Origin of the sequence: Bacillus sp. FSL W8-1127 (genome assembly GCF_038006725.1) — a bacterium.
Taxonomy (GTDB): domain Bacteria; phylum Bacillota; class Bacilli; order Bacillales; family DSM-4216; genus Bacillus_O; species Bacillus_O smithii.
This window is the reverse complement of the sequence record NZ_JBBOVU010000001.1, coordinates 957,984-973,666: the sequence shown is the minus strand read 5'-3', so window position 1 is coordinate 973,666 and position 15,683 is coordinate 957,984. Positions and strand designations below refer to the sequence as shown.

14 protein-coding genes and 1 other annotated feature are annotated in these 15,683 nt (G+C 41.2%); of the genes, 2 read left to right on the top strand and 12 right to left on the bottom strand.

What is annotated here, in order from left to right; all coding sequences use genetic code 11:
* Window positions 1-208 precede the first annotated feature (208 nt).
* The 11 genes from pnpS to NST12_RS04585 form a co-directional block, all read right to left on the bottom strand.
* Complete coding sequence (pnpS, locus tag NST12_RS04635) at window positions 209-1,987, bottom strand: two-component system histidine kinase PnpS (protein ID WP_328203492.1); 1,779 nt, start codon at window positions 1,985-1,987, stop codon at window positions 209-211.
* A 240-nt stretch (window positions 1,988-2,227) separates the two neighbouring features.
* Window positions 2,228-2,623: a transcriptional regulator SpxA gene (gene spxA, locus NST12_RS04630; RefSeq protein ID WP_003353672.1), complete on the bottom strand. Its 396-nt coding sequence runs from the start codon at window positions 2,621-2,623 to the stop codon at window positions 2,228-2,230.
* Window positions 2,624-3,048: 425 nt separating this feature from the next.
* Window positions 3,049-3,756: an amino acid ABC transporter permease gene (locus NST12_RS04625; RefSeq protein WP_003353673.1), complete on the bottom strand. Its 708-nt coding sequence runs from the start codon at window positions 3,754-3,756 to the stop codon at window positions 3,049-3,051.
* A gap of 46 nt (window positions 3,757-3,802) precedes the next feature.
* Window positions 3,803-4,456 (bottom strand): amino acid ABC transporter permease, encoded by a 654-nt coding sequence (locus NST12_RS04620; protein WP_003353675.1) that lies wholly within the window; start codon window positions 4,454-4,456, stop codon window positions 3,803-3,805.
* A 71-nt stretch (window positions 4,457-4,527) separates the two neighbouring features.
* Window positions 4,528-5,334: a glutamate ABC transporter substrate-binding protein gene (locus NST12_RS04615; protein ID WP_048622884.1), complete on the bottom strand. Its 807-nt coding sequence runs from the start codon at window positions 5,332-5,334 to the stop codon at window positions 4,528-4,530.
* 22 nt (window positions 5,335-5,356) lie between these two features.
* Window positions 5,357-6,085, bottom strand: coding sequence for an amino acid ABC transporter ATP-binding protein (locus tag NST12_RS04610; protein ID WP_341100405.1), 729 nt, complete (start codon window positions 6,083-6,085; stop codon window positions 5,357-5,359).
* 819 nt (window positions 6,086-6,904) lie between these two features.
* Complete coding sequence (locus NST12_RS04605; protein WP_048622881.1) at window positions 6,905-7,840, bottom strand: ABC transporter ATP-binding protein; 936 nt, start codon at window positions 7,838-7,840, stop codon at window positions 6,905-6,907.
* A gap of 4 nt (window positions 7,841-7,844) precedes the next feature.
* Entirely contained in the window at window positions 7,845-8,909 is a 1,065-nt protein-coding gene (locus NST12_RS04600) for an ABC transporter ATP-binding protein (RefSeq protein WP_341028746.1), read from the bottom strand.
* A gap of 20 nt (window positions 8,910-8,929) precedes the next feature.
* Window positions 8,930-9,958, bottom strand: a complete 1,029-nt coding sequence (gene opp3C, locus NST12_RS04595; RefSeq protein ID WP_341100402.1) for an oligopeptide ABC transporter permease — start codon at window positions 9,956-9,958, stop codon at window positions 8,930-8,932.
* A complete protein-coding gene (gene opp3b, locus NST12_RS04590; RefSeq protein ID WP_003353683.1) occupies window positions 9,955-10,887 on the bottom strand; it encodes an oligopeptide ABC transporter permease in 933 nt (310 codons plus the stop codon). Before opp3b ends, opp3C begins: the two co-directional genes overlap by 4 nt.
* 149 nt (window positions 10,888-11,036) lie before the next feature.
* Window positions 11,037-12,677: a peptide ABC transporter substrate-binding protein gene (locus NST12_RS04585; protein WP_341100400.1), complete on the bottom strand. Its 1,641-nt coding sequence runs from the start codon at window positions 12,675-12,677 to the stop codon at window positions 11,037-11,039.
* A 401-nt stretch (window positions 12,678-13,078) separates the two neighbouring features.
* On the opposite strand from NST12_RS04585, the gene NST12_RS04580 reads away from it, so the two are divergent.
* Window positions 13,079-13,450 carry a DUF3899 domain-containing protein gene (locus NST12_RS04580; protein ID WP_048622877.1) on the top strand — a complete coding sequence of 124 codons (372 nt, stop codon included), beginning with the start codon at window positions 13,079-13,081 and terminating at the stop codon, window positions 13,448-13,450.
* Window positions 13,451-13,498: 48 nt separating this feature from the next.
* Window positions 13,499-13,738: a binding site (T-box leader), on the top strand.
* 63 nt (window positions 13,739-13,801) lie between these two features.
* Window positions 13,802-14,797: a tryptophan--tRNA ligase gene (gene trpS / locus NST12_RS04575; protein ID WP_341028744.1), complete on the top strand. Its 996-nt coding sequence runs from the start codon at window positions 13,802-13,804 to the stop codon at window positions 14,795-14,797.
* A gap of 123 nt (window positions 14,798-14,920) precedes the next feature.
* Here the strand turns inward: trpS and NST12_RS04570 are convergent, their stop codons facing one another.
* Window positions 14,921-15,670 carry a YjbA family protein gene (locus tag NST12_RS04570; RefSeq protein ID WP_048622875.1) on the bottom strand — a complete coding sequence of 250 codons (750 nt, stop codon included), beginning with the start codon at window positions 15,668-15,670 and terminating at the stop codon, window positions 14,921-14,923.
* Window positions 15,671-15,683 lie beyond the last annotated feature (13 nt).

The window sequence follows — 15,683 nt, the reverse complement described above, 5'->3', positions numbered from 1 at the left end:
CCCCTATGAATTAATAAGGTTCTGTTCTCTCTTACAAGTTTTAAGATAATGGGGCGGTATTAAGCCTGTATTAATAGAATGTTAAGAAATTGTAAAGACGGTCATATTTATTGTTTTGAAGCTGTAAAACTAAGGTCTTATCTATGATCAAAAGCGATTAAATGTAATGAAAAAACCGCACCATGAATGAGATGGGTGCGGTTCATAGTTACGATTTTATTTGCTTTTTCGGCAAAGTAATGGTGAATGCCGTCCCTTTTCCTTCCTCGCTTTCTACTTGAATAGTGCCATGATGGGACTCCACTAAATGCTTGACAATGGCGAGACCAAGACCTGTTCCTCCAGACTGACGAGATCTTGCTTTATCCACGCGGTAAAAACGTTCAAAGATCCTAGGCAAATCTTGCTTGGAAATGCCGATTCCCGTATCTCTTATGACAATGTCCACTTCTTTTTCTCTTTCATGCAGTTCTATATCGATGTACCCGCCTTCAGGTGTGTAAGCCGCGGCATTCGTTAAAAGATTTAATATGATTTGCTGCAGCCGATCTTTTTCCGCTTCGATCACCACTTCTTTATGATCCGGAAGACTCAGATGAAGCCGTTTTTTATGAATCGTCTCTTGGATGGTTTCCGCTGTCTCGTTAATAACCTGTGATACGTTGAGAGGCTCAGGCTTTAAAGGCAATCTCTGCTGTTCAATTTTGGATAAATCCAGAATGTCTGAAATTAAGCGATGCAGCCGGTCACTTTCATCATAAATGATTTTTAAAAAAGTACGGCAAGTTTCTTCATCATACATGGCCCCGTCTAACAAAGTTTCCGCAAATCCTTTTAATGAAGTCACCGGTGTTTTTAATTCATGGGAAACATTGGCTACGAACTCGCTGCGGATTTTTTCGAGCCGGCGAATGTCTGTAATATCGTGAAGAACGGTTATGACTCCTTTTACTTCTTCATGATCGCCCACATATGGGGCAATATGCGCATCCAGTATCCTTTCTTTCGGATAATAAATATGCACTTCTTCATGAATGTGCACTCCTTCTTTTAATGAACGGTCTATCAGCTGGCTAAGACCAAAGTTTTTCCCCGCTTCGATATGAAGCTTTCCAATTAAATTTTCAGAAGAAGCACCGATAATTTTTTCCATCGCCCTGTTGACAAGAGTAATTCTTCCAGCAGGGTTAATGAGCATGACGCCGCTTACCATATTAGCCAATACCCCAGTCAGCCGCTGCTGGTTTTCACGGATTTCTTCCATCTGCTGCTTTAAACTGATGGCTAAGTCATTGATCGCATTCACGAGCTGTTTCAACTCGCCGCTCGCCTTTGTTTTCACTCTGCTGTCATAATCTTTTTCAATTAGGCGATTCGCAACTTGAATGCTCGCTTCAATCGGCCGTGTAAACCGTTTAGCCATTCTGAATCCGATGAATCCGGAAACCGTTAAGGTCATCACCATGGCCAAACCGAGACTGATCCATAGTTGATCGAGCGTGTGTTCAATTTTTTTTAAAGTAACGGAAATCCGTACAACGCCAATGGACTTTCCGTCTTTTTGGATCGGTTTCGCTATGTAAATCATGCTATAGCCAAGCGTCGGGCTGCGGCGAATAGATTCCCCATATGAACGATGTTCGCGAATCACTTCACGAAATTCGGGACGGTTTGAATGATTTTCCATTTTGCGAGGATCACGGTCGGAGTCTGCAAGCACTTTCCCATCTGCTCTAATAATCGTGATCCGCGGATCGTGATAAGAATAATAGTGGTGAATATAGTTTTGAAGCTCATTTGAATGTTGAAACATGGACTTGGTGTCAACCGTTTTGACAATGATATCAGCGGTCTGGGACAATTGGTTTCGGATCATATCCATGTAAGTATTTTTCATGATGTCCGCAATGACAAACCCAATCCCAAGGAGAACGGCCAACAAAAGCGCAAAAAAGGTTAAGAAGATTCTAAGCCAAAGTTTATTCATGTGGATGTCTTTCTCCTTTGTCCAATGAAAATTGCCTCTTTTTCTTGTTCTTTTTGTCTATTATAATGGGATCGAAAGAAAATGATTCTTCATCTTGACCACCTTATCCATTTATGATTACCATTCATTGTATAATTCTTGGAGTCACATGTCACTAGGATATGGAAAAGCTCACAAAAATAGGGCTGATTTTCTTAAAGAAAACCAGCCCTATCGAAAAACGTCTATCGAAGCAAAAGCTTAGTTCACCATTTTTTGAGCTTCCAACAATTGGAATGTCCGTACTTTTCTAGGTAAAAAGCGTCGAATTTCATCTTCGTTGTATCCCACTTGAAGGCGCTTTTCATCCATAATAATCGGTCTTCTTAACAGACCAGGGTTAGCCTGGATCAATTCAAACAAATCTTGAAGCGGAAGAGCGTCCAAATCAACGTTTAATTTTTGGAATATTTTCGAACGGGTAGAGATGATCTCATCCGTTCCATCTTCCGTCATTCTTAAAATACTTTTAATTTCTTCAATGGTGAGAGGTTCGGAAAAAATATTTCGTTCCGTATATGGAATATCATGCTTTTCCAACCATGCTTTTGCTTTTCGGCAAGATGTACAACTTGGTGAAGTGTATATTGTTACCATTCCTCAATCACACTCCTTAAATTTTAATAATACTTGATTCATCTTGAGGAATATCAATAAATGAATATTTTAAAGATAAAATAATTTTGGAGCGAAGATACATTATGTATTATACACCATATTCAATATTTTTGATATAGATTTCCTAAAATTCTCTAAAATATTCTTTTTCTTTCCTTCCTCATTCATTATTGTCCGGCAAGATATACGGATGACAGACAGAATTCGATTCCTCTTTACTTCAGCCATTCACATTTTCCAATCGAGTAGGGAAGGTGGCGCAGTTCTTGTTGATTTCGTCCATCACTGGCGTTTACTCTTTTACATTTGGCAGAAATCCAGCAAAATCCATCTAAAGCTTAAAACAAATCTTACTTACTATAAAAAGAAGTATCCCAATCGCTTTGAGATACCTTTTTCCGCTTTTAAATCATGTTTTCAGTCGTGTTGGCGAGCTGCTTGGCGGTGGAGCGATCCGGATCAAGGCGTTTTTCAAGTTTTCTGGCCAAGATGGACAGCAAATAGTTGACGATGAAATACATAAATGCGGAAAGAAGCAGAATCGGGATAATGTATTTTGCGCCGCTTTCCCCGCTGTAGATGCCTTTTGCGTTGTGCAAAAGTTCCGGCAGCGAAATGATAATCGCAAGAGAAGTATCTTTTAACAGCGAGATGAACTGGCTCACAAGCGGCGGGATCATTTTTTTCAAAGCTTGCGGCAGGATGATATGCCACAGCGTTTGGATATAATTAAGGCCTGATGAACGGGCGGCTTCAATCTGCCCTTTTGGAATCGAGTTCAAGCCGCCGCGCACGATTTCGGCTATCATGGCCGATTCGAACACTGTCAGGGCTGCAATCGCCGCCATCGTAACGCTCATTTTGATGCCGACTTCCGGCAAGGCAAAATATGTAAAGAAAATAATCAAAATCAGCGGCAAGTTCCGGATGACTTCCACTATAAGCGCAACCACACTCGATAAAACCGGAATTTTTGTGTAACGCAAAATGCCGAGTACACAGCCGAAGATGAAGCTTAAAATAATGGACACAACGGCAACTTTCAATGTCACCGCAAAGCCTTGCAGTAAATATGCCAAATTTTCGCCTGAATAAGCTCCGGCAAAGTCCATAACGTTCCCCTCCTTGTATCGTTCCAAATGATTTGTTTATGCGTCGTTATTCGCTTCTTGCCAGCCGGCGTTCCAGGTAGTTGACCAGCAAGCTGAGCGGAATGGTCAGGACGAGATAAAACATGCCGACAAAAATATACGTATCAAACGTAATCCACGTTTTTTCGTGGATGATATCGGCGTAGTACATAAGGTCGAGCCCTGCAAAAACCCCAAGAATGGAAGAGTTTTTAACCAAGTTCAGGAATTGGTTGCCGATCGGCGGGATTACGATTTTGATCGCTTGAGGCAAAATAATATAACGCATCGCCTGGATGTAAGTCAGGCCTGTGGAACGCGCAGCTTCAAGCTGTCCCCTATCGACCGATTGGATGCCGGCACGCACGGCTTCTGCAATAAAGGCGGCTGTGTAGATGGAAAGCGCAATGGTCCCTGCGATAAATCCGCTTAAGTTAATATGGAAATAACTGAGCCCGTTGTAGAAAAAGAAACCGATCAGAATTAACGGAATGTTGCGGACTACTTCCACGTAGAAGGCGCCGATAAAATTCAGCAGCTTGACAGGGGCCAGCCGGAAAACGGCAATGATGTTGCCAAGAATGAAACTGGCAATCAGACCGATAATGCTGATTTTAATCGTATTGACGAAGCCCTGCATGTATAAATCTAAATAGTCAGTAAGGATCGAAAAATCGAGCATACCTGTTTCACTCCTTTACGGTTCAATCAGTGGAAAGGGATGGGCGAATTTGCCCACCCCTTTCCGGATTATTATTCTTTGATCCATTTGTTTTTGATTTTGTCGTATTCTCCGCTGTCTTTCAGTTCTTTTAAAGCCTTGTTTACAGCTTTCACGAGTTTCGTATTCCCTTTTTTCATCGCAATGCCGTACGGCTCATTCGTAAATGTACCGCCAACGACCTGATAATCCGGATCTTGAGCAGCCATGCCATAAAGAATCGAATTGTCGGTTGTCAGCGCATCGCCTTTTCCTGATTTCAAAGCTGTGAATGCTTCCTGGTAGTTTTCAAACTCGAGCACTTGCGTGTCGGGTGCGGCTTTCTTGACGTTGTCCCCGGACGTCGCACCTTTTACCGTCAATACTTTTGTCCCTTTTTTCAAATCTTTGACGCTATGAATCTTGCTGCCTTTTTTCACAAGGAGCGATTGACCGGCGTCAAAGTAGACATCCGAGAAATCGACGACTTTTTTGCGGTCCGGCGTGATCGTCATAGTGGCGACGACCATATCTACATCACCGTTTTGCAACATCGGAATCCGTGTTTTGGACGTGACTTCCTTGAGTTCCACTTTTACCTTATCGCCGAAAATTTTCTTGGAAATCGCTTTAGCAATATCAATATCAAAACCTTCCACTTTTCCGGTTTTCGGATCTTTGTAGCCAAATAAATATGTATCATATTTGACTCCGACAACCACTTTCCCCTTGTCTTTGATTTGCTGGATCGGATCATCGCTGCTGCCGCTCGTCGTTTTTGACTTGCCGCAGCCCGCCATCAAAGCGGCCGCTAAAACAAAAATCAAGCCCACTGTAAACCATTTTTTCATCTTTCTCATTCTAATCCCCCTCTATATATATTTAATGATTGAGAACACGGTTCAAAAAGGTGCGCGCCCGTTCCGCACGCGGGTTTTTGAAAAATTCTTCCGGCGTGTTGTCTTCGATGATCCTCCCCTGGTCCATGAAGATGACGCGGTCTGCTACTTCACGGGCGAATCCCATTTCATGCGTGACGACCACCATTGTCATGCCGTCTTTTGCCAACGACTTCATAACATCGAGCACTTCCCCGATCATTTCCAGGTCAAGCGCGGAAGTCGGTTCGTCAAACAGCATAATGCTCGGCTCCATCGCCAGCCCGCGAGCAATGGCCACACGCTGCTGCTGGCCGCCCGATAATTGCGATGGGTACGAATTCGCTTTATCCGGGATGCCCACTCTTTCCAGGTAACGCATAGCCCTTTTCTCCGCTTCCTCTTTTCCCAAGCCGAGCACTTTAATCGGCGCAAGAGTAATATTTTGCAAAACGGTTTTATGCGGATACAAATTGAAATGTTGGAAGACCATGCCGATATTTTTTCGCAATTCGTTGATGTCAGTTTTTTTGTCATTTACTTTAAGATTTCTGACGAGAAGTTCGCCATCCGTAATCTCTTCCAAACGATTGATGCAGCGGAGCATCGTGCTTTTCCCCGATCCGGAAGGACCGATCACCACGACGACTTCTCCTTCATTGATTTCAAGATTAATATCTTTTAAAACATGAAAATTTCCGTAATATTTGTTCACATGTCGGAACGAGATCACATCAACACCTCCTTTGTTGTATTCCTTTCTCGATGAAGTCTTCCATCATTTAAGAACATTGCACTACTTTATTTTAGAGTATATCAATTTATTAAAATAATATCAATATTTCTTCAATTTAGATTTATCTGCTTATTGAAATCGCTTTATTATGTCTATTTGTTCAAACATATTCGGAAATAGCTGCAATAAAACTTTTAAGAGAAAATTACTCTGTTCATTTTTCATACTGAAATAAGAAGGAAAAGCGAACGGATTTCGAGATAATCCGACTATGTCCTGTAATATAACATAGCCAAAAGATAAAAAGCTCAAAATTGCTCGGAGCCAAGAGATGTTTATTTTGGCGACGCATCCTGGAGATGACTTCGACAAATCAAGAAAGAATCCAAACAATCGGAATGCCGAAAGAACCTGCTCTCTCACAAAAAAGGTTCGCAAAAATGAAATGAGCCACATATAGAAACAGATAAATGGATCTTGGACAACAGGAACTGCGAATTTAAATCATCGCTAAAGACATTAGGCACAAGTGTAATGTCCTTTTATCCCCCGCTGATGATGTATACGATGATGAAAAACGGGTAATCCGTATTCTTTCACCGGAAGTTTGCCGTCCTCTTCCTTCAGATTCCGCCTCAATGTACGCTCTTCCGTTAAGCTATCGCGGCTGTTGCCTTCTTAATTGGAACTTTAGACAGATACATGTGTGCAAATAAAACACGATCCCCTGAAAAAGGATCGTGTTTCCTCATATAAAGAATATCGCTTTTCGCAAACGTTCTTAAGATGCACCATTCAAATCTTTTGAATGCAAAATTACTCGTTTAGACTGTTTTTATACTGATGCCACTCTTTTTCTGAACAATAGACAAAATGTCCGGGAGTCACTTCCCGCATTTCCAATTGATCATCAGGTCCGTATTGGTGGACGCTCGGATCATACAAAATTCTTTTTCGCGAACGTTCACTTTCAGGATCCGGCAGCGGGATGGCCGAGAGAAGGGATTGTGTGTAAGGATGAAGAGGATTCCGATACAGTTCCTCGCTTGGTGCCAGTTCCACTAATTTGCCAAAATACATCACACCAATTCGATCGCTGATATATTTCACCATGGACAAATCATGGGCGATGAATAAATACGTCAGCCCTTTTTCTTTTTGCAATTTTTTTAGTAAGTTGACTACTTGTGCTTGAATGGAAACATCCAACGCAGAAATCGGTTCATCCGCAATAATAAATTCCGGTTCCACTGCAAGAGCGCGTGCAATTCCAATTCTTTGCCGCTGTCCGCCTGAAAATTCATGAGGATATCGGTCTGCATGATCTTTTTTTAATCCAACTGTTTCCAGTAATTTATATACTTTTTCCATTCGTTCTTCTTTGGATTTCGCTAATCCGTGAATATCGATGCCTTCCGCGATGATATCAGCGACTTTCATCCGTGGATTCAGGGATGCATAAGGATCTTGGAAAATCATTTGCATTTTCCGATTGAATTCTTTTAATTCCTTTTTCGATTTTCTGCCGTGTACATCTTTTCCTTGAAATAAAACCTTACCGCCTGTCGCTTCATATAGACGAATGATCGTTCTTCCTGTCGTTGATTTTCCGCATCCCGACTCTCCAACAAGGCCAAGCGTTTCTCCTTTATAGATATCGAACGATATATCATCTACCGCTTTTACCATGTTCGGTTTACCTTCGTTAAAATAAAGTTTCAAGTTTTGGATTTCCAATAATTTTTCTGCCACCTTCCTACACCCCCTTCACGAGCAACGGTTCCTTATAATTGCCTGGCATCAAGCGGATACGCTGTTTCACGATTTCAGGCGGCTCCACTTCCGGTGCTTCCGGATGAAGCAGCCACGATTTCACTAGATGGGTATCCGAAACCTTATAAACAGGCGGTTCATATTTAAAATCAATTTTCAAAGCATATTCGCTTCTTAAAGCGAAAGCATCGCCTTTAGGTGGACGAAGCAAGTCCGGGGGAGTACCGGGGATCGCTTTTAATTCCTCATTCTGATCGATCTCCATGCTCGGCATCGAAGCAAGAAGCCCCCATGTATACGGATGTCTTGGATCATAAAATATTTCGTCCACTGTTCCAATTTCAACTATTTGCCCGCCGTACATGACCGCCACACGATCCGCTACATTGGCGACCACTCCTAAATCATGGGTAATGAAAATGATGGAAGTCTCCATTTTTTGTTGTAAATCTTTCATCAATTCTAAAATTTGTGCCTGGATGGTCACATCTAAAGCCGTCGTTGGTTCATCGGCAATGAGAATTTTCGGATTGCATGCAAGCGCAATGGCAATCACAATTCGCTGTCTTTGTCCGCCTGAAAATTGATGAGGGTATTGCTTAAAGCGCGCTTCCGGTTGAGGTAAACCAACCAAATGCAGAAGATCAATCGCCTTTTTTTTCGCTTCTACTTTTGACAGCTTTCGATGTTTTCTTAAAGGTTCCATAATTTGTTTTCCGATGGTCATCGTCGGATTCAGCGATGTCATCGGATCTTGAAAAATCATCGAAATTTCTTTTCCCCTGATTTGATCCATTTCCGAATCCGATAATTTCGTCAGATCTTTTCCGGCAAATAAAATTTCTCCTTCTTTAATCGAACCGAACGAGCTGGGAATTAAACGCATAATGGCTTTAGTGGTCACCGACTTTCCCGACCCGGATTCTCCCACGATGGCCAGCGTTTCTCCTTTTTTTAATTCAAAATTCACCCCCCGAACAGCCTGAACCTCTCCTGCATGCGTATCGAAGGAAACATGTAAATTTTTAACTTCGAGTATATTTTCCATTTCGATTCTCCTCTTTCTTCTTACTTACGCATCTTCGGGTCTAACGCATCGCGCAATCCATCTGCCAATAAGTTAAAGCTTAAGATCAACAAGCTGATGATGACAGATGGAATGATGAGCATATAAGGATTCGTTTGCAAGGATTTGAATCCGTCGTTCACCAATGAGCCGAGAGAAGCTTCCGGCGGCCGAATCCCCAAACCGATAAAACTTAAAAACGCCTCGGTGAAAATGGCATTCGGAACCGTAAACATAGTGGTAATAACAATTTGGCCCACTATATTGGGAATCAAGTGTTTAGCTATCAATCTCTTATTGGAAGCCCCCAGCGTTCGGGAAGCAAGAACAAATTCTTGGTTTTTCAATTTCAATATTTGTCCGCGGACAATTCTCGCCATATTTACCCAGCCGGTAATGACCATCGCCAATGTGATCGACATGATTCCCGGCTGGATCACGAGAATAAAGAGAATGACAATAATTAATTGCGGAATTCCCATCAACACTTCGCTGATCCGCTGCATAATATCATCCACTTTTCCTCCGTAAAAACCAGAGATGCCTCCATATAAAACGCCAATCAGCAAATCGATGGCCGCAGCTAAAATACCGATGTAAATCGAAATGCGAGTTCCATACCAAGTTCTTGTCCATAAATCCCGTCCCAGTTCATCCGTGCCGAACCAATAATATTCTTTTACATTTTTGGCTTTGTACATATCAAATCCGTCTTGATCCTTTCCGTTGAACGGCAGCCACGAAATTTTTTCCAATCCAGGAATTTTAGGCGGAAGTTTCGTATGAGCGACATTTTGTTCTTTATACGTGTGTCCGGACAGGCTAGGCCCAATAATCGCCATCACTGAAATCAAAATGATCAAAATTAAACCGACAACAGCTCCTTTATTTCCTTTCAGTCGAATCCAGGCATCTTGCCAATTATTCAAGCTTGGACGTTCGATAGTTTCTAATTGTTCCTCTTTTCTTTCAACAGGAACAAACAGTTCGTCTGAGAGATGATTCAAGTCTGGCAAACGATCAGCATTCATGATTTCTTCCCTCCTGTCAAACGGATACGCGGATCAATCACTCCGTACAAAATATCCACAACAAAAACCATAAAAATAAACAGAGCGCTGTAAAACAAGGTGGTCCCCATAATCATGCCGAAGTCATTCGTCATAATCGAACGGACAAATTGATCCCCAAGACCAGGAATTCCGAAAATATTTTCAATAACTAAAGATCCGGTTATAATGTTCACAATCATTGGACCAAGCAACGTGATAATGGGAATAAGCGCGTTTCGTAGCGCATGCTTCAAAATAATATCCCGCTTCCCGACCCCTTTTGCGCGGGCAAGCATAATGTAATCCGACGATAAAATTTCCAAAAGCTCCGTTCTCATAAAACGTGCTACTGTGGCAATAACGGGTACAGACAGAGCAAGCGACGGCAACACCGTATACTTGAACCCGCCCCAATCCGCTACCGGAAAGATCGGAAACTTCACCGCCAAAAAGTATTGAAGAAATCCCGCAAAGACAAAGGAAGGAATGGAAATCCCCAGAACGGCAATGGTGGTAGCTCCATAATCCACGATTGTGTTATACTTTAAGGCTGCGATGATTCCAAGCAAAATGCCGACAATGGTGCCAAACACGACAGCCTGAAACCCTAAAACGGCGGAAGGACCAATCCGTTCTGCAATCATCGTCGACACCGGACGGTTATTATATTGGAATGACACTCCTAAATCTCCTTTTACTAAGTTCCCCATATAGCGAACATATTGAACGGGGAGCGGATCGTTTAATCCGTATTTTTCCAGAATGATTTTTTGTTGGTCTGGTGAAAGTTTTTCTTGATTATGCAACGGGGATCCAGGCAGAAGCTTCATAAGAAAAAACGTGACCGTTGCAATCACAAACATCGTCACAAGCATATAAACAATACGCCTGATGGTATATCTTAACATCCGATAACCTCCATTCCTTTTTCATTATGACAAAACTCAACAATTTTTTGTCAATTCCTTATATTCAGAATGATTTTCCCCACTAGGGAAAAAGGAGAGTATATGCTCTTAAGCACACACCCTCCTTTTTCAAGGTCAGCTTCATTCCTCTACTGAATCGATACCCACTTGTAAGATAGTTCAGGGCCTACTTTATGTTTCAACAATCCTTTTACATACGGACGTTGCAATACTGCTCTTCCTCTTTGATAAACAGGAGCGATGGCTGCATCTTGATCCAAAAGGATTTTTTCCGCTTTTAGCATCGCTTCCCAACGTTTTTCCGGCTGCAGAGCATAAGTCGTTTTGGCTTCTTGGACAAGCTTGTCATATTCAGGATTAGAATAATGCATTTCATTGTTTCCGCCGTCGGTTACAAACATATCGATGAACGTCATCGGATCGGCATAGTCTGGTCCCCAGCCGGCAAGCGAGAAATCATAATTCATTTTGGCTTCAAGGTCAAGTTTTTGTTTGAACGGCTGTTGTTTAATATTAACCGTTAATCCTTTTAAGTTCTTTTCCAGCTGTTCTTTTAAATATTCGCCTGCTTTTCTGGACAAGTCATCGTCATAATTTAACAGTTCTAAAGTGATTTTGTCTTTGCCCAACGCTTTTTTCGCTTTTGCCCAATATTTTTTCGCTTCTTTTACGTTGTACGTATTAAAGTTTCCATTCTCATCTCGGAAATATTTTCCGTTTGGCCCCTTGACAAATTCTGCCGGAACAAAATAATCAGCAGGGATAGATCCGTTATTTAAAACGACTTTGGTAAATTGATTTTTATCAAAAGCCATGCTGATGGCCTTGCGGGCATCCACATTTTTCAATACAGGGTTTTGTTCATTGAAGCGCAGGAAGAAAACAGTTGCTTCTTTTTCATATTTCAAATCTTTGTCATTTTTATACTTATCAACAAATTCAGAATCGAGATTGACGCGGTCAGTGGCATTGCTTTCATACAAGTTCACTCCAGTTTGCGTATCTTTGATGACTTTCACATTAACTTCTTTCAGTTTTACAGAATCTTTATCCCAATAATTCGGATTTTTCTTCATTTGCCATTTGTCGTCATGCTTCCAAGAAGACAGAACAAACGGGCCGTTGTAAACAGTGGTATCAGCTTCTAAACCGTAGTTCTTGCCTTGTTCTTTGACAAATTTTTCGTCTTGAGGCAAGAATGTTCCAAACGTTAGAAGATTTTTAAAGTAAGGAACCGGTGACTCAAGCTGAACTTGAAGCGTTTTATCGTCCAGCGCTTTTACTCCCAATTGTTCCGGCTTCATTTTTCCTTCATTGATCGCTTGTGCATTTTTGATGTCATACATTATGTATGCATATTGAGAGGCAGTCTTCGGATCCACTACTTTTCTCCATGCATATACGAAATCGCCGGCTGTTACCGGGTCTCCATTGGACCATTTCGCATCGCGTAGTTTAAATGTCCATGTTTTTCCATCTTTGCTGACTTGCGGTTCCCCTTCCGCTATTCCTTCTACAGGTTCATCGTTTTTTCCTAAACGATAAAGCCCTTCCATTACATTATTTAAAGCAGTAAAGGAAACAACATCAGTTGCTAACGCAGAATCCATCGTTGGTATTTCCTGCGTTTCAACCAGATTTAATACTTGATCTTTTTTGGCATTGTCCTCGTCTTTGCCGCCATCGCCGGATTTACTGCCGCTGCATGCAGTCAACACCGTGCCGAGAGCAAGCAAGAAAACGAGAAAAAGAGAGAACTTCTTTTTCATAGGGAATTTGACCTCCTTTTATGATAGTATCTTCCTATTTTTTCGAAAGATTTGATAATTATTATAATCTATTTTAACTTTTTTGCAATAACTAATTTTTTTATATTTCGATATACACAATCTTATTAGAATATTAATTAAATAATGATTAAACAGAATTCCTTCTTTAAATTAAAATGGTAACGCTTTAATACGTTTCCTTAGTTTAAACTTTTAAATTGATTTTCTATTCATGATATGGATGTATTTTTCTAAAATAATATGAGAATCATTTCATGAAAATAATGGATTTTAAAGTGGACCGATCATTGTCTGCCGTTTTCATCACAAGTATACTTAAAGGTAGAAACGGCGATTGCAACCTGCAAAAGATTGTTACGATATCATAGGGAGCGTTGTTCATGAAGACGGTTTTTATTTTATTCTTTGTTAACATATTGATTTCTGCCTTGTATTCTTTGATAGATCCGCAATCTTTTTTTACTAGCTTTGTCAACTCCACGTTTTTGATCGGTCTCTTTTTCTTGACGATCGGTCTCTTTCTTTTCGTTTATGGTGGAGGTTTTTTTGACGGAATCATGAATAGCTTTAAACAAATAAGAAAAATGTCCAAAGAAGGCCAGTATGTTTCACAATTTGACCCAGTCGATCAAACGGTAGTTTCACGTTTAGATGCTGGCAAAAGAAAAATTCGTTTCACGAATCCATTGATCATCACAGGCAGTTTTTTTGTGGTTTTAGATTTGATGATTGCCTTTCTCTTTTCCCCTTGAGCCGCTTGAATCCTTGTTAAAAATTCGTTATAATCAGGAACACACATAATTGAAGCGATGAGAAAGAAGAGTACAGCCGATAACCGGTTTTCCAGAGAGTTTGTGGTCGGTGGAAACAAACAATCGGACGGCTGGAATGGACTTTCGAGCTCCCTTTGCGAACGGCTTCAAGCTTAGTAGTGAAGAGGCGCATTCCGTTGCGTTAAAAGGATTCCATGTGAATGGAAACAAAGTGGCTCCATGCGAGCAACTTAGGGTGGCACCGCGGAACAACCATTCGTCCCTAATCTTTACGGACGAATGGTTTTTTTATGGATCAAAAAATTTTAGGATGCATGATGGAGGTAGAAAATGATGAAAACAATTTTTTCGGGTATTCAGCCTAGCGGAACGATTACGCTGGGAAACTATATTGGGGCAATGAAGCAATTTGTTGAACTGCAAGACGAGTACAACTGTTATTTTTGCATTGTGGATGAGCATGCCATTACCGTTCCGCAAGATCGTCTTGAGCTTCGCAAAAACATCCGCAGATTAGCGGCATTGTACTTGGCGGTCGGTCTTGATCCGGAAAAGGTGACTCTTTTCATTCAATCCGAAGTTCCGGCCCATACGGAAGCCGGTTGGATTCTTCAATGTATTTCTTATATTGGCGAATTGGAGCGTATGACACAATTTAAGGATAAATCAGCCGGCAAAGAAGCGGTTTCCGCCGGTCTTCTCACATACCCTCCACTAATGGCAGCCGACATTTTATTGTATAATACCGATTTAGTGCCTGTTGGAGAAGATCAAAAACAACATATTGAATTAACGCGAGACTTGGCGGAACGATTTAATAAAAAGTACAACGATATTTTTACCATACCGGAAATCCGCTTGCCGAAAGCCGGAGCGCGTGTCATGTCTCTCCAAGATCCTACGAAAAAAATGAGCAAATCCGATCCGAATTCAAAAGCGTTTATCACCTTGCTTGACGAACCAAAACTCATCGAGAAAAAAATCAAAAGTGCCGTTACCGATTCTGAAGGAGTTATCCGCTATGATCGGGAAGCTAAGCCCGGAGTTTCCAATCTGTTGTCGATTTATTCCGTTCTCGGAAATATTTCCATCAAAGAGTTGGAAGAAAAATACGCCGGTAAAGGGTATGGAGAATTTAAACAAGATTTGGCGGAATTAATTATCGAAGAGCTAAAGCCGATTCAACAACGTTATGCTGAACTCATCGATTCTGAAGAACTGGATGAAATTCTCGACCGCGGTGCAGAAAAAGCGAACTATGTGGCCAATAAAATGCTGCAAAAAATGAAAAACGCCATGGGGCTCGGAAGAAAAAGAAGAAGATAAAAATCCGGCCGCGGGACTCATCCCGCGGCCGATCATTTTTCATGAAAGATTCAAAAAAATAGCAGAAAGATGGCACTCATCTCCCGCCTGGAATAACCTTTTGCTCCTGCAAAGCCTCGTCGTTTAATTCACTTTCGAAGAACCATTTTCCATTTCCCACAGTTTTTCAAAAAAGGCTTGTCCCCGAATAATATTTTCGCAAAGCTGCATATGTTTTTCGGTCCAGCCTACTTTCGTTTCTTCATAGAGAGCGTTCCATGCTTCATCGAAATTCATTTCTTGAATTTGCGCATATTTTTCCGGCGCCCATTCTGTATACCAATAGCGAATTTCCGCTGTATTTTTGGAAGACTGAAGTTGATCAAGAGCCATAAACAAAAGTTGTTTCAGCTGTCTTTCTTTCCTGGTCAGTCCGAACATTTGATCCGGAAGAGGAGAAAGAATATGATGTTCTTTCTCTTTATGAGCTAATTCCCATTCGAAGTTTGCTTCTTCTTCATTTTCAATCATTTCGTATACTAATTGTTCCTGACGGGGAATCAAACGGCTTTTTCGAATCGGGATGGTGTAGCCCATAGTATCGACAGCCAAAATACCGGCTCCGTCTGTTACAACGAATGCATAATCCAACTGGATGCGTTCATGGTTTTTTCTTAAATAGGCTTTTTGATAGACTTCATTTAATAAGTCTTTCGGCAAATCAGACATATCATTTTCAATAAAGTGGTATAATAGCTTATTTACTTTCAAAAGAGGCACCTGGTCTAATAATTCAATGGCGTCCTCTTTCCTCCATTCATGAAACGGACAGACATTATATCCGTTTTCCTCGCCTTCAAACCAATTTACCCAGACATCATGCAAGTACAACATGTAGAGACCCCCT

What these genes read in the sequence shown, in the direction of transcription:
- pnpS (WP_328203492.1), bottom strand. Translation starts at nt 1,987, where the DNA reads ATGAATAAACTTTGGCTTAGAATCTTCTTAACCTTTTTTGCGCTTTTG.
- spxA (WP_003353672.1), bottom strand. Translation starts at nt 2,623, where the DNA reads ATGGTAACAATATACACTTCACCAAGTTGTACATCTTGCCGAAAAGCA.
- NST12_RS04625 (WP_003353673.1), bottom strand. Translation starts at nt 3,756, where the DNA reads ATGGACTTTGCCGGAGCTTATTCAGGCGAAAATTTGGCATATTTACTG.
- NST12_RS04620 (WP_003353675.1), bottom strand. Translation starts at nt 4,456, where the DNA reads ATGCTCGATTTTTCGATCCTTACTGACTATTTAGATTTATACATGCAG.
- NST12_RS04615 (WP_048622884.1), bottom strand. Translation starts at nt 5,334, where the DNA reads ATGAGAAAGATGAAAAAATGGTTTACAGTGGGCTTGATTTTTGTTTTA.
- NST12_RS04600 (WP_341028746.1), bottom strand. Translation starts at nt 8,909, where the DNA reads ATGGAAAATATACTCGAAGTTAAAAATTTACATGTTTCCTTCGATACG.
- opp3C (WP_341100402.1), bottom strand. Translation starts at nt 9,958, where the DNA reads ATGAATGCTGATCGTTTGCCAGACTTGAATCATCTCTCAGACGAACTG.
- opp3b (WP_003353683.1), bottom strand. Translation starts at nt 10,887, where the DNA reads ATGTTAAGATATACCATCAGGCGTATTGTTTATATGCTTGTGACGATG.
- NST12_RS04585 (WP_341100400.1), bottom strand. Translation starts at nt 12,677, where the DNA reads ATGAAAAAGAAGTTCTCTCTTTTTCTCGTTTTCTTGCTTGCTCTCGGC.
- NST12_RS04580 (WP_048622877.1), top strand. Translation starts at nt 13,079, where the DNA reads ATGAAGACGGTTTTTATTTTATTCTTTGTTAACATATTGATTTCTGCC.
- trpS (WP_341028744.1), top strand. Translation starts at nt 13,802, where the DNA reads ATGATGAAAACAATTTTTTCGGGTATTCAGCCTAGCGGAACGATTACG.
- NST12_RS04570 (WP_048622875.1), bottom strand. Translation starts at nt 15,670, where the DNA reads ATGTTGTACTTGCATGATGTCTGGGTAAATTGGTTTGAAGGCGAGGAA.